The organism is Pseudomonas sp. SA195 (assembly GCF_054131565.1).
This window is the reverse complement of the sequence record NZ_CP096392.1, coordinates 3,432,771-3,445,393: the sequence shown is the minus strand read 5'-3', so window position 1 is coordinate 3,445,393 and position 12,623 is coordinate 3,432,771. Positions and strand designations below refer to the sequence as shown.

Annotated in this window: 12 protein-coding genes and 1 pseudogene; 9 read left to right on the top strand and 4 right to left on the bottom strand. The window is 61.5% G+C overall.

What is annotated here, in order from left to right; genetic code table 11:
* Window positions 1–82 precede the first annotated feature (82 nt).
* From M1D78_RS16035 to M1D78_RS16010, 6 genes are all read left to right on the top strand, one after another.
* The gene (locus M1D78_RS16035; protein WP_437420981.1) at window positions 83–1,111 is read left to right on the top strand and encodes an amino acid ABC transporter substrate-binding protein; all 1,029 of its coding nucleotides are present in this window, start codon (window positions 83–85) and stop codon (window positions 1,109–1,111) included.
* 90 nt (window positions 1,112–1,201) lie between these two features.
* A complete protein-coding gene (locus M1D78_RS16030; RefSeq protein ID WP_437420980.1) occupies window positions 1,202–2,386 on the top strand; it encodes an amino acid ABC transporter permease in 1,185 nt (394 codons plus the stop codon).
* 10 nt (window positions 2,387–2,396) lie between these two features.
* Window positions 2,397–3,494, top strand: a complete 1,098-nt coding sequence (locus M1D78_RS16025) for an amino acid ABC transporter permease (RefSeq protein WP_437420979.1) — start codon at window positions 2,397–2,399, stop codon at window positions 3,492–3,494.
* A gap of 9 nt (window positions 3,495–3,503) precedes the next feature.
* A complete protein-coding gene (locus M1D78_RS16020) occupies window positions 3,504–4,280 on the top strand; it encodes an amino acid ABC transporter ATP-binding protein (protein ID WP_437420978.1) in 777 nt (258 codons plus the stop codon).
* Between the two features lie 226 nt (window positions 4,281–4,506).
* Window positions 4,507–8,403, top strand: coding sequence for a phosphoribosylformylglycinamidine synthase (gene purL, locus M1D78_RS16015; protein ID WP_437420977.1), 3,897 nt, complete (start codon window positions 4,507–4,509; stop codon window positions 8,401–8,403).
* 176 nt (window positions 8,404–8,579) lie between these two features.
* Window positions 8,580–8,897 carry a YqfO family protein gene (locus M1D78_RS16010; RefSeq protein WP_437420976.1) on the top strand — a complete coding sequence of 106 codons (318 nt, stop codon included), beginning with the start codon at window positions 8,580–8,582 and terminating at the stop codon, window positions 8,895–8,897.
* Window positions 8,898–8,960: 63 nt separating this feature from the next.
* Here the strand turns inward: M1D78_RS16010 and M1D78_RS16005 are convergent.
* From M1D78_RS16005 to M1D78_RS15990, 4 genes and pseudogenes are all read right to left on the bottom strand, one after another.
* A pseudogene (locus M1D78_RS16005) lies at window positions 8,961–9,389 on the bottom strand (organic hydroperoxide resistance protein).
* A 107-nt stretch (window positions 9,390–9,496) separates the two neighbouring features.
* Entirely contained in the window at window positions 9,497–9,946 is a 450-nt protein-coding gene (locus M1D78_RS16000; RefSeq protein WP_437420975.1) for a MarR family winged helix-turn-helix transcriptional regulator, read from the bottom strand.
* Window positions 9,947–10,014: 68 nt separating this feature from the next.
* On the bottom strand, window positions 10,015–10,515 hold the full coding sequence (locus M1D78_RS15995) for a L,D-transpeptidase family protein (protein ID WP_437420974.1): 501 nt from the start codon (window positions 10,513–10,515) through the stop codon (window positions 10,015–10,017).
* 25 nt (window positions 10,516–10,540) lie between these two features.
* On the bottom strand, window positions 10,541–11,095 hold the full coding sequence (locus M1D78_RS15990) for an NUDIX hydrolase (RefSeq protein WP_437421333.1): 555 nt from the start codon (window positions 11,093–11,095) through the stop codon (window positions 10,541–10,543).
* A gap of 196 nt (window positions 11,096–11,291) precedes the next feature.
* Between M1D78_RS15990 and M1D78_RS15985 the strand changes: the two genes are divergently transcribed.
* From M1D78_RS15985 to M1D78_RS15975, 3 genes are read left to right on the top strand one after another with little or no spacing between them, the layout of a single operon-like run.
* On the top strand, window positions 11,292–11,903 hold the full coding sequence (locus M1D78_RS15985; RefSeq protein ID WP_437420973.1) for a CoA pyrophosphatase: 612 nt from the start codon (window positions 11,292–11,294) through the stop codon (window positions 11,901–11,903).
* Window positions 11,904–11,905: 2 nt separating this feature from the next.
* A complete protein-coding gene (locus M1D78_RS15980) occupies window positions 11,906–12,430 on the top strand; it encodes a gamma carbonic anhydrase family protein (protein ID WP_437421332.1) in 525 nt (174 codons plus the stop codon).
* On the top strand, window positions 12,427–12,618 hold the full coding sequence (locus M1D78_RS15975; protein WP_437420972.1) for a DUF1289 domain-containing protein: 192 nt from the start codon (window positions 12,427–12,429) through the stop codon (window positions 12,616–12,618). Before M1D78_RS15980 ends, M1D78_RS15975 begins: the two co-directional genes overlap by 4 nt.
* The last annotated feature ends 5 nt before the right edge of the window (window positions 12,619–12,623 follow it).

The following is a 12,623-nucleotide window of genomic DNA, read 5'->3' as shown; positions in this document are numbered from 1 at the left end:
GCTCGATTCCTGTCGGGCGGGCAGCCTGCGATCCAGGCAGGAAGGCCAGACCCAGCAGAATAAAAGCAAACTGGAGGTTTCGATGATAAGGGTTAAAACCACACTGGCCGTGCTTGGTGCCGCCACCATTTTAGGCACCAGCGGCTTGGCACAAGCGGGGGCGACTCTCGACGCGGTCAAGAGCAAAGGGTTTGTGCAGTGCGGCGTCAGTGATGGCCTGCCCGGCTTCTCCTACACCGATGCCAAGGGCGAATACAAAGGTATCGACGTGGATGTCTGCCGTGCGGTAGCGGCGGCAGTCTTTGGGGACGCTAGCAAGGTCAAGTACAGTCCGCTGACGGCAAAGGAGCGCTTCACCGCGCTGCAATCCGGAGAAGTGGACATGCTGTCTCGAAACACCACGTGGACCAGTTCGCGTGACGCGGCCATGGGCCTGAACTTCACTGGCGTAACCTATTACGACGGCCAGGGCTTCTTGGTGAACAAGTCGCTGGGCGTATCCAGCGCCAAGGAACTCGACGGTGCAACGGTGTGCATCCAGGCAGGAACCACCACCGAGCTGAACCTCTCCGACTACTTCCGCGCCAACAACCTCAAGTACACGCCGATCACTTATGACACCTCCGACGAGAGCGCCAAGTCGCTGGAATCCGGGCGTTGCGACGTGCTCACGTCCGATCAGTCCCAGCTGTACGCGCAGCGTATCAAGCTGGCCAAGCCGGACGACTACGTCGTGCTGCCGGAGGTCATCTCCAAGGAGCCACTTGGCCCGGCTGTGCGTCAGGGCGATGAAGAATGGTTCGATATCGTGCGCTGGTCGCTGTTGGCCATGGTTAACGCCGAGGAGCTGGGCGTGACGGCGGCGAACGTCGAGGAAACCGCGAAGAGCACCAAGAATCCCGACGTGGCCCGCTTGCTGGGCGCCGAGGGTGAGTACGGCAAGGATCTGAAACTACCCAAGGACTGGGCTGTGCAGATCGTCAAGCAAGTTGGCAACTACGGCGAAATGTTCGAACGCAACATTGGCTCCGGCAGCGACCTGAAGATCGAACGGGGTCTGAACGCGCTCTGGACCAATGGCGGTCTGCAATACGCACCTCCCGTGCGTTGACCGAGCTGGGTCGGCCATCGCGGCTGGCCCTGTTTCAAGGATGAGCCTCGCCGGTGCCTATGCGCCGGCGATGCCGTATGAGGTTTCTTGATGCGAACCATCGCCAAAGCGGGGGTAGCGCGCGGCTCGCTACTCACGGATCCGCAGGCGCGTGCCTGGTTTTTCCAGGTCGTTGCCGTCATAACAGTCGTAGCTATCGGCTGGTTTCTGTTCAACAACACCCAGACCAATCTCGCTAACCGAGGCATCAACTCAGGCTTCGGCTTTCTCGATAACGCTGCCGGCTTCGGCATTCCCCAACATCTGATCGACTATCAGGAGAGCGACTCCTATGGGCGCGTATTTTGGGTGGGGCTGCTTAACACGTTGCTCGTCAGTGTTGTCGGAATCATCCTGGCCACGATTATCGGTTTCATCCTCGGTGTGGCGCGGCTGTCGCCGAACTGGCTGATCCGGCAAATCGCCACGGTCTATATCGAGATATTCCGCAACATCCCGCCGCTGCTGCAGATTTTCTTCGTGTACTTCGCGGTGCTGAGCCCCTTACCCGGCCCCCGGGAGAGCCTGAGCCTGTGGGACATGGTCTTTATCAACAACCGCGGCGTGCAGATGCCGGCACCCAGCGCGGGAGAGGGCTTCTGGTCGTTCTGGGTGGCGCTGTTCGTCGCGCTGGTGGCAATCGTCGCGCTCAACCGCTGGGCGCGGGCCCGGCGCCATGCCACGGGAGAATCCTTCCCGGTGTTCTGGGCGAGCCTGGCGCTGTTCATTGCGATACCGGGCGCATGCTCGCTGTTCTTCGGCGCGCCTTTCCTGTGGGAAATCCCAGAGCTGCAGCGTTTCAATATACGGGGCGGCTGGGTCGTCATCCCTGAACTCGTCTCGATTGTCCTGGCGTTGTCGATCTACACCGCGGCGTTCATCGGTGAAACCGTGCGTGCCGGCATCCAGTCGGTCAGCCACGGCCAGACGGAGGCGGCCGCTTCGCTGGGGCTGCGTCCTGGTCGCGTGTTGCGCCTGGTGATCATCCCGCAGGCGTTGCGGGTGATTATTCCGCCGCTGACCAGCCAGTATCTGAATCTGGCGAAGAACTCGTCCCTGGCAGCCGCGATCGGCTATCCCGACATGGTGTCGCTGTTCGCCGGAACGGTGCTGAACCAAACCGGGCAGGCCATCGAAACCATGGCTATTACCATGAGCGTGTACCTCGCAATCAGCATCAGCATTTCGCTGTTGATGAACTGGTACAACAAGCGCATTGCGCTGATCGAGCGGTAAGGACGAGCGCATGACTTCCCATACTTTCAAACCGGACCTTCCAGCTCCGTCGACCAATATCGGCGTTCTGGGCTGGATGCGTGCCAATCTGTTTTCGAGTTGGCTCAACACGCTGCTGACGCTGCTGGGGTTGTACCTCATCTGGCTGGTCGTGCCGCCCATCATCGAGTGGGCCATCATCAAAGCCGACTGGAGCGGGACCACTCGCGCTGACTGCACACGCGAGGGCGCATGCTGGGTCTTCATACAGACTCGTTTCGCCCAGTTCATGTACGGCTACTACCCGCCGGAACTGCGTTGGCGCGTTGATGCCACGGCATGGTTGGCAATCATCGGCGCAGCGCCGCTGTTCCTGCGGCAAATGCCGCACAAGGCACGGTATGGCATTGCCTTCCTGCTGATCTACCCGCTGCTGGCCTTCTGGCTGTTGCACGGTGGCTTCCTAGGTCTGGAAACAGTCCCAACGAGCCGATGGGGCGGGCTGATGCTGACCATCGTCATCGCGGCGGTCGGCATCGCCGGTGCTCTTCCGCTGGGCATCCTGCTGGCGCTGGGGCGACGCTCGAACTTGCCGGCAATCCGCGTGCTGTGCGTCACCTTCATCGAGTTCTGGCGGGGCGTGCCACTGATCACGGTGCTGTTCATGTCATCGGTCATGTTGCCGCTGTTCCTGCCCGAGGGGATGAACCTCGACAAGCTGATGCGGGCGATGGTGATGGTGGTGTTCTTCGAGGCCGCTTACATCGCTGAGGTGGTACGCGGCGGGCTGCAGGCGATTCCCAAGGGGCAGTACGAAGCTGCCGCGGCGATGGGCCTGGGCTATTGGCGCAGCATGGTGCTGGTGGTCTTGCCGCAGGCGCTGAAGATGGTGATCCCGGGGATCGTCAACACGTTCATCGCTCTGTTCAAGGACACCAGCCTGGTGATCATCATCGGCCTGTTCGACTTTCTCAATAGCATCAAGCGCGCCACCTCGGACCCTGCCTGGCTGGGCATGTCGACCGAGGGTTACGTCTTCGCCGCGCTCGTTTACTGGATTTTCTGTTTTGGCATGTCGCGCTATTCCATGCATCTGGAGCGCAAGCTCGACACCGGCCATCGGCACTAGGAGCCACTCATGAACGACATTTCTTCCAACCCGCAGCACCCGGCCCAGTCCGACGAAGCCGTCATCCAAATGCAGGGCGTGCACAAGTGGTACGGCCAGTTCCATGTGCTCAAGGACATCAACCTGAACGTCACCCAGGGCGAGCGTATCGTCCTCTGTGGCCCGTCCGGTTCCGGCAAGTCGACGACCATCCGCTGTTTAAATCGGCTGGAGGAGCATCAGCAGGGGCGTATCGTGATCCACGGCGTCGAGCTGACCAACGACCTCAAGCAGATCGAGGCGATCCGCAGCGAGGTCGGCATGGTGTTTCAGCACTTCAATCTGTTTCCGCACCTGACCGTTCTGCAAAACTGCACGTTGGCCCCCATGTGGGTGCGCAAGATGCCGCGCCGCCAGGCTGAGGAAATTGCGATGCACTACCTCGAACGCGTGCGCATTCCAGAGCAGGCAGACAAATACCCGGGGCAGCTCTCTGGTGGCCAGCAGCAGCGGGTCGCCATCGCGCGGGCGTTGTGTATGAAGCCCAAGATCATGCTGTTCGACGAGCCCACCTCGGCCCTGGATCCGGAAATGGTCAAGGAAGTGCTCGATACCATGGTCGGGTTGGCCGAAAGCGGCATGACCATGCTTTGTGTGACCCATGAGATGGGTTTTGCGCGCACTGTCGCCGACCGGGTGATCTTCATGGACAAGGGGGAGATCGTCGAAGAGGCCGACCCGGAGGTGTTCTTCACCAACCCCACCAACGAGCGCACCAAGCTTTTCCTCAGCCAGATCCTGCATTGAGGTAGTGGCGCCAAAGCGGGCGCGAGGATCTGCTTTTTGCCAGCGCCTTGCGTTCGGGGCATGGGTCGTCGGAACCCATGCCCTGCAGTTCCAGGGGTGCATTTGTTCGTTGCGGCGCTGAGCTGGCTTCCAGCTGCCGCAGCTTTCGCCTTCCCTTAGCCTCGAACGTCGTCATGGGCTAGAATACGCGGCCCGACTGCTCCCCCTTTCCGAGGCTGTTCCGACGATGTTGATCCTGCGCGGCGCTCCCGCTCTTTCCGCCTTCCGTCACGGTAAGCTCCTGGCGCAATTGACCGAAAAGGTCCCCGCTGTGAGCGGGCTGTACGCCGAGTTCGCCCATTTCGCAGACGTCACCGGCGCCCTGAGCGCGGATGAACAGCAGGTACTTGGCCGGTTGCTCGAGTACGGGCCGAGCGTTCCCGTGCAGGAGCCCAGTGGGCGTCTGTTTCTGGTTATTCCCCGGTTCGGCACCATTTCGCCCTGGTCGAGCAAGGCCAGCGATATTGCACGCAATTGCGGTCTCGCCAAGATTCAGCGTTTGGAGCGCGGAATCGCCTATTACATTGCCGGTGAGCTGTCCGATGCGGATGCCGCCGCGGTCGCTGCCAGCCTGCACGATCGCATGACGCAGGCGGTGCTCGACCGTTTCGAGGCGGCCGAGCCGCTGTTCAGCCACGCCCAGCCCAAGCCGCTGCAGGCTGTGGATGTACTGGGTGGCGGGCGCGCCGCGCTGGAGAAAGCCAACGCTGAGCTTGGCCTGGCGCTGGCTGAAGACGAGATCGATTACCTCGTAACCAGTTTTACCGGGCTGGGTCGCAACCCGCATGACATCGAGTTGATGATGTTCGCCCAGGCCAACTCCGAGCACTGCCGACACAAGATCTTCAACGCCAGCTGGGACATCAATGGCGAGAGCCAGGAAAAGTCGCTGTTCGGCATGATTAAAAACACCTACCAGATGCATGGCGAAGGTGTGCTGTCGGCGTACAAGGACAACGCGGCGGTTATTGTCGGCCATCGCGCCGGCCGTTTTTACCCCAATTCTGAAACCGGCGAGTACGCGGCCAACCAGCAGCCCGTGCATATCTTGATGAAGGTGGAGACCCACAACCACCCGACCGCCATCGCGCCGTTCCCAGGCGCCGCCACCGGCTCGGGCGGTGAGATCCGCGACGAGGGAGCGACTGGCCGCGGCGCCAAGCCCAAGGCTGGCCTGACCGGTTTTACCGTGTCGAACCTCAACATCCCGGGTTTCGAGCAGCCTTGGGAAGTCCCTTACGGCAAGCCCGAGCGTATCGTCACGCCGCTGGACATCATGATCGAGGGCCCGCTGGGTGGTGCGGCGTTCAACAACGAATTCGGCCGGCCGGCGCTGAATGGCTATTTCCGCACCTTCGAGCAGGCGATCGCTACGCCGCGTGGTGAGGAAGTGCGGGGCTACCACAAGCCGATCATGCTGGCAGGCGGCATGGGTAACATCCGTGAAGATCACGTACAGAAGGGCGAGATTTCCGTAGGGGGCAAGCTGATCGTGCTCGGCGGCCCTGCGATGCTCATTGGCCTTGGCGGCGGCGCGGCCTCGTCGATGGCGACTGGCAGCAGCTCGGCGGATCTGGATTTTGCCTCCGTGCAGCGCGACAACCCCGAGATGGAACGTCGATGCCAGGAAGTTATCGATCGTTGCTGGCAGCTCGGCGAAAAGAACCCGATCAAGTTCATTCACGATGTGGGCGCCGGCGGCTTGTCCAACGCCTTCCCTGAATTGGTCAACGATGGCGGCCGGGGCGGCCGTTTCGAGCTGCGTCAGGTGCCCAACGATGAGCCGGGCATGGCGCCGCTGGAAATCTGGTGCAACGAATCCCAGGAACGCTACGTGCTGTCCGTTGATGCGGCCGATCTGGCTCGTTTCGAGGAAATCTGTCGCCGGGAGCGTTGCCCCTTCGCAGTGGTTGGTGAGGCTACCGCCGAGCCGCATCTGACGGTTGCTGACAGCCATTTCGGCAACAACCCGGTGGATATGCCCCTCAACGTACTGCTCGGCAAAGCCCCTCGCATGCATCGCAGTGCGACTCGCGAAGCCGAGCTGGGTGATGACTTCGCCGCCGAGCAGGTGGACTTGGCTGACGCCATTGAGCGTGTCCTGCACCACCCGGCCGTGGCGAGCAAAAGCTTCCTGATCACTATCGGTGACCGCAGCATCACCGGCATGGTCGCGCGTGACCAGATGGTCGGCCCCTGGCAGGTGCCGGTCGCGGATTGTGCAGTGACCACTACGAGCTTTGATGTTTACACCGGTGAAGCCATGGCGATGGGTGAGCGCACCCCGGTTGCGCTGCTCGACGCGCCCGCGTCGGGCCGCATGGCGATCGGCGAAACCCTGACCAACCTGGCCGCGGCAAACATCGACAAACTCTCCGACATCAAGCTCTCGGCTAACTGGATGGCCGCTGCCGGCCATCCGGGCGAAGACGCGCGGCTGTACGACACTGTTCGTGCCGTGGGCATGGAGCTATGCCCCGCGCTGGGCATCACCATTCCGGTGGGCAAGGACTCGATGTCCATGAAGACGCGCTGGAGCGAGGAGGGTGCGGACAAGAGCGTGACCTCGCCGCTGTCGCTGGTTGTGTCCGGCTTCGCGCCGGTGGTGGACGTGCGCAAAACGCTCACTCCGCAACTGCGCCTGGACAAGGGCGAGACCGACCTGATCCTTATTGACCTGGGGCGTGGGCAGAATCGGATCGGCGGGTCCATCCTGGCGCAGGTGTATGGCCGCTTGGGCCGTACCGCGCCTGACGTGGACGATGCCGAGGACTTGCAAGCGTTTTTCGCGGTCGTCCAGGGTCTAAATGCCGATGGCCTGCTGCTCGCCTATCACGATCGGTCCGATGGCGGCTTGCTTACCACGGCGCTCGAGATGGCTTTTGCCGGTCATTGTGGCCTGGACCTGAACCTCGAAGCCCTGGTCGATCATGCCGCCGATATCCCGGCTGCGTTGTTCAACGAAGAGCTCGGTGCGCTGATCCAGGTGCGCCAGGGCGATACCGAGGTGGTGCTGGCGCAGTTCAGTGCCGCTGGGCTTGGCGACTGCGTTTCGGTGGTCGGCAAGCCGGTGAACAACGGGCACGTGGCGATTCGGTTCGAGGGGCAGGACGTGTTCAGCGGTGATCGTCGCCTGCTGCAGCGCCAGTGGTCCGAAACCAGCTATCGAATTCAGCGCTTGCGTGATAACGCGGACTGCGCCGATCAGGAGTTCGATGCGCTCCTTGAAGAAGACAATCCGGGGCTGAGCGTCAGCCTCGGCTTCGATGTCAACGAAGACATCGCAGCGCCCTACATCAAGCGCGGCGTGCGACCAGAGGTGGCGATCCTGCGCGAGCAGGGCGTCAACGGTCAGACCGAAATGGCGGCGGCGTTCGACCGCGCTGGCTTTGCCGCGGTCGATGTTCACATGAGCGATATCCTTTCGGGGCGGATCAGCCTGGAGCGCTTCAAAGGGCTCGTCGCTTGCGGAGGCTTCTCGTACGGCGACGTGCTGGGGGCCGGCGAGGGGTGGGCCAAGTCCATCCTGTTCAATACCAAGGCCCGTGACGATTTCAGTGCCTTCTTCGAGCGTAAGGACAGCTTCGCGCTTGGCGTGTGCAACGGCTGCCAGATGCTTTCCAACCTGCACGAGCTGGTGCCGGGCAGCGAGTCCTGGCCACACTTCGTACGCAACCGCTCCGAGCAGTTCGAGGCACGCGTCGCCATGGTGCAAGTGCAGGATTCGCCGTCCATCTTCCTGCAAGGTATGGCAGGCTCCCGGCTGCCGATCGCTATCGCTCACGGCGAAGGGCATTCGGAGTTCGAGAGCGAGGAAGCACTGCTCGAGGCTGACCTGTCTGGCACCGTCGCGCTGCGTTATGTCGACAACCACGGCAAGGTGACCGAGCGCTACCCGTTCAACCCGGGCGGCTCACCGCGCGGCATCACAGGACTGACGACACGTGACGGCCGGGTGACCATCATGATGCCGCACCCTGAGCGCGTATTCCGGGCAGTGACGAACTCCTGGCGCCCGGATGACTGGAAAGAGGATGGTGGTTGGATGAGGATGTTCCGCAATGCTCGGGTCTGGGTCGACTGAGTATTGAGGTGACGGATGAAGCTCGGAGCGCCTGTCGTTCCGAGCTTTTTTTCGTATTTGGAGGGCTGTCAGCCTGTCGCTGAACCAAGCCATACGGGCTGCGTCTGATGAACACCTAAGCCATTGGCGGGGCTTTAGCCGTTGTCCGGTCCGCCTGTATCTGTACGGAGAGGCTGATGTACAAACTGTGTTTCTATGTTCCGGAAAGCCATCTGGACGCTGTCAAGAAAGCGGTTTTTGCAGCGGGTGCTGGGCGCATCGGTGCGTATGACAACTGCTGCTGGCAGGTGCTGGGCCACGGACAGTTCCGTCCGCTGGAGGGAAGCCAGCCATTCGTGGGGCAGCAAGGTCATGTGCAGATGATGCCCGAGTGGAAAATAGAGCTCGTCGTTGCGGACGAAGCGATCCACGATTGCGTGAGGGCGCTCAAGGGTGCGCACCCCTACGAGACGCCAGCGTTCGAGGTGTGGCGGCTGTCCGATATGCAGTTCTAACGCATCCAGCACACAGAACCCCGGGTCACGAAGGTGGCTCGGGGTTTTTTGTTTCTGCCTCGATCAGACGCTGACGCTCAAGCGCACGTCGATATTGCCGCGGGTCGCATTGGAGTAGGGGCATACCTGGTGCGCCGCTTCTACCAGTTGCTCGGCTTGTGCCTGTTCCAGGCCTGGAAGCTGGATCGTTAACTCGACTTCCAAACCGAAACCGCCCGGAATTTGCCCGATGCCGACCTTGCCGGTAACCGACAGATCGTTCGGCAGGGTGACTTTGCGTTGTTGCGCAGTGAATTTCAGCGCGCCGATGAAGCAGGCCGAATAGCCGGCCGCGAACATCTACTCGGGGTTGGTGCCTTCGCCTCCCGCACCACCGAGTTCGCGTGGGGTGGACAGTTTGACGTCCAGTAGACCGTCAGATGAACGTGCACGGCCGTCGCGGCCGCCGGTGGCTGTAGCGGTCGCGGTATACAGGGCTTTGATGGTTTGCATGGGGCGGTCCTCATGTCTGGAAAGGGTTGGGTTAAGTTATCGCCATGTTATTTATCGCGCAAGATAAATTTCGATATGGCGTTCAGTCGGTTGGCCACGGGACTGCATCAACGTGTCTGGGTTAGGGCGTTGCGCAGCGCTACCAATTGCGCATGCAAGTTGCGTAACGCTTCGGCTGATTGGCCGGTGCATTCGAGCATGCAGCCAGGGAAGGCAGAGGCACGCTGCTTGAGGGCTTTCCCTTCTGGGGTCAGATGCAGCTCAACGACACGTTCATCTTGCTTGCTGCGAATACGGTTGAGCAGTCCCTCGGCTTCCAGCCGCTTGAGCAAAGGCGTCAGAGAGCCAGGTTCCGTAAGCAGGCGCGCGCTGATTTCACCGACGGTTTGCCCGTCGTGCTCCCAAAGGGCCAGCATTGCCAGATACTGCGGGTAGGTCAGCCCGATTTCCTGCAGCAGTGGCTTGTAGGCCTTGGTCATCTGCAGGGAGGCGGAATAGAGCGCGAAACAGAGCTGGTTATCGAGGTGAAGTAATTCGTCGGACGAGGCGTCGTTCATAGGCAGCCGGGGTAACGGGTAGTGAGGCGAACGTTACCCTTCGCAGGGCGCGCGTGCAAAAAAGACGGTCAGGGGCGAATCTCGATCAGGGTGCCGTTTTTAACCAGGCCCCAGATTTCGCGCATGTCATCGTTCTTCAGCGCGATGCACCCTTCGGTCCAGTCCAGGGTATGGAAGAACCACTCGGGATACTCTTCGTCGAGCGGTGTGCCGTGCAGCATGATCATGCTGCCGGGCCGGTCGCCCGTCTTGCTGGCGCGGGCGAGGTCCTGCGCGTTCGGATAGGAAATGTGCATCGCCAAGTTGTATTTTTCCGACGCCTTGCGCCAGTCGATCCAGTAGAAGCCTTCCGGTGTTCTCTGGTCGCCTTCGCGCTCCTTGGGGCCCGGCTGCTTGCCGAGCGAGACGCGGTAGCTTTTCATCGTCACGCCACGACTGATCAAGTGGAGCCTGCGCTCGGACTTGACCACCAGCACCTTGTCGATAAAGGCATCGTCGAATACGGGGGCGGCGTTGGCATGAGAAAGGGTGGTGAAAGTAAAGCAGACTAAAGCGAGCAGCCAGCGCATCGAGGCACGTCCTGAAACTACGACATCAGGCCTGTTTTCGTGCCACGCGCATTGCGCCCATGGCTTCGTTTCGTACCGGGAAGGCCTGCTGGACCCGGTCGGCGAAAAAGTATTCTAGGGTACGGTCGATGGTGGGGAAAGCCAGCTCTGACCAAGGGATATCGGTTTGCGCGAACAACCTGACCTCCAGGCTCTCGTCGCCTGCGCAATAGGCCTGATCGAGCAGTTCCGCGCGAAAGAACATGTAAACCTGATTGATATGCGGCAGGTCGAACAGCGTGTAAAGCTGCAAGCCGGTGACACGTGCATTCGCCTCTTCCAGCGTTTCCCGCTCAGCGGCTTGCTGGACGGTCTCGCCGTTTTCCATAAAGCCGGCCGGCAACGTCCAATAGCCGCGGCGCGGCTCGATCGCTCGGCGGCAAAGCAGGACCTGATCGTGCCAGACAGGTAGACAGCCCGCGACAATCCGCGGATTCAGATAGTGAACGGTCTGGCAGGCGTCGCAGACGAATCGGGGGCGGTTGTCACCCGCAGGCACGAACTCGCTGACCGATCCGCCGCACTGACTACAGAATTTCATCACACGTCCTTTTTCCGATGCTGCACTCGACGGTCGTCGCCGAGCCGCGGCCACCATGAGAGTGGCTGCGGCTCGGGAAGTTTTCAAGCCAGTCTGCGACGTTCGATGGCGTATCGGTGTCGCCCGGCCGGGCTGCGTATTGGGCACCTCGGTGATTCGTGCCATGATGCCCGGCAAAGTCAAACAGAGTAGATCGATGCTGGACAGGATTCTCCAACGGGTGCGCGATTACGCTCCGCATCTCCTGGAGCCGGAGGCGCGAATGCCCGAGGCGGCGGTGCTGATGCCCGTCACCCGAAGCGATTCGCCGGAGCTGGTGCTGACATTGCGCGCCAGCGGGCTGTCGACCCACGGGGGGGAGGTCGCGTTTCCGGGTGGTCGCCGGGATCCCGAAGATGCGGATCTCATCCAAACCGCTTTGCGTGAGGCGGAAGAGGAGGTGGGCTTGGCACCGGGGATGGTCGAAGTCGTCGGCCCCCTGAGCAGTCTGGTGTCGCTTCACGGTATCCACGTCACGCCTTTCGTCGGCATCGTGCCCGACTACGTCGAATACCGCGCCAATGACGCCGAAATCGCCTCGGTCTTTTCCGTGCCGTTGGATTTCTTCTGCCAGGACGTGCGCGAGGTTACCCACCGGATCGATTATGAGGGTGGCGTCTGGTACATCCCTTCCTATCGCTACGGTGAGTACCGGATCTGGGGGCTGACGGCCATCATGGTCGTCGAGCTCGTGAACCTCATCTATGACGCCGGCATCGAGATGCGTCGCCCGCCGGCCAGCTATGTGGATCTGCAGAGGAAACCATGACCATGAAATACCGCCTGGGAGACGCCCGTGTCGACGCGGACCCGCAAAGCTGGGTAGCGCCCAACGCCACGCTAGTTGGAAAGATCCGTCTGGAGGCTGGCGCCAGCGTTTGGTTCGGCGCCGTCTTGCGCGGAGACAACGAACTGATCCACATCGGCCCCAACAGCAACGTGCAGGACGGTAGCGTGATGCATACCGACATGGGGCATCCGTTGACGCTCGGCACCGGCGTGACGGTCGGCCATAACGCGATGCTGCACGGTTGCACCGTGGGCGACTACAGCCTAGTCGGCATCAATGCGGTCATTCTCAACGGGGCGAGGATCGGCAAGCACTGCATCATCGGCGCCAACACGCTGATCGCCGAAGGCAAGGAGATTCCGGATGGCTCGCTGGTGGTCGGGTCTCCCGGCAAGGTCGTCCGCGAGCTGACCGAGCAACAAAAGAAGATGCTCGAGGCCAGTGCCGCCCACTATGTCCATAATGCCCAGCGCTACGCGCGTGATCTGGCGGAGCAGAACGATTGAGCCAGCAAGAGAAACCCGTCTCCTCGCCCTGCGTAAGTATCTGCGCGCTGGACGAGGAGGATGTCTGCACCGGTTGCCAGCGCAGCGTCGACGAGATTCGCCGCTGGCGTGGTATGGACAATGCCGAGCGGCGCGCGGTGCTGCTGCGGTGTCATGAGCGTGCCCGCGCCAGCGGCATGCTGCTCTAACTCGC

Bases quoted from the DNA above. Each gene is read 5' to 3' on its own strand.
- M1D78_RS15985 (WP_437420973.1), top strand. From the start codon at position 11,292: ATGCTGGACAGGATTCTCCAACGGGTGCGCGATTACGCTCCGCATCTC.
- purL (WP_437420977.1), top strand. From the start codon at position 4,507: ATGTTGATCCTGCGCGGCGCTCCCGCTCTTTCCGCCTTCCGTCACGGT.
- M1D78_RS15995 (WP_437420974.1), bottom strand. From the start codon at position 10,515: ATGCGCTGGCTGCTCGCTTTAGTCTGCTTTACTTTCACCACCCTTTCT.
- M1D78_RS16025 (WP_437420979.1), top strand. From the start codon at position 2,397: ATGACTTCCCATACTTTCAAACCGGACCTTCCAGCTCCGTCGACCAAT.
- M1D78_RS16010 (WP_437420976.1), top strand. From the start codon at position 8,580: ATGTACAAACTGTGTTTCTATGTTCCGGAAAGCCATCTGGACGCTGTC.
- M1D78_RS16000 (WP_437420975.1), bottom strand. From the start codon at position 9,946: ATGAACGACGCCTCGTCCGACGAATTACTTCACCTCGATAACCAGCTC.
- M1D78_RS16035 (WP_437420981.1), top strand. From the start codon at position 83: ATGATAAGGGTTAAAACCACACTGGCCGTGCTTGGTGCCGCCACCATT.
- M1D78_RS15980 (WP_437421332.1), top strand. From the start codon at position 11,906: ATGAAATACCGCCTGGGAGACGCCCGTGTCGACGCGGACCCGCAAAGC.
- M1D78_RS15990 (WP_437421333.1), bottom strand. From the start codon at position 11,095: ATGAAATTCTGTAGTCAGTGCGGCGGATCGGTCAGCGAGTTCGTGCCT.
- M1D78_RS16030 (WP_437420980.1), top strand. From the start codon at position 1,202: ATGCGAACCATCGCCAAAGCGGGGGTAGCGCGCGGCTCGCTACTCACG.
- M1D78_RS16020 (WP_437420978.1), top strand. From the start codon at position 3,504: ATGAACGACATTTCTTCCAACCCGCAGCACCCGGCCCAGTCCGACGAA.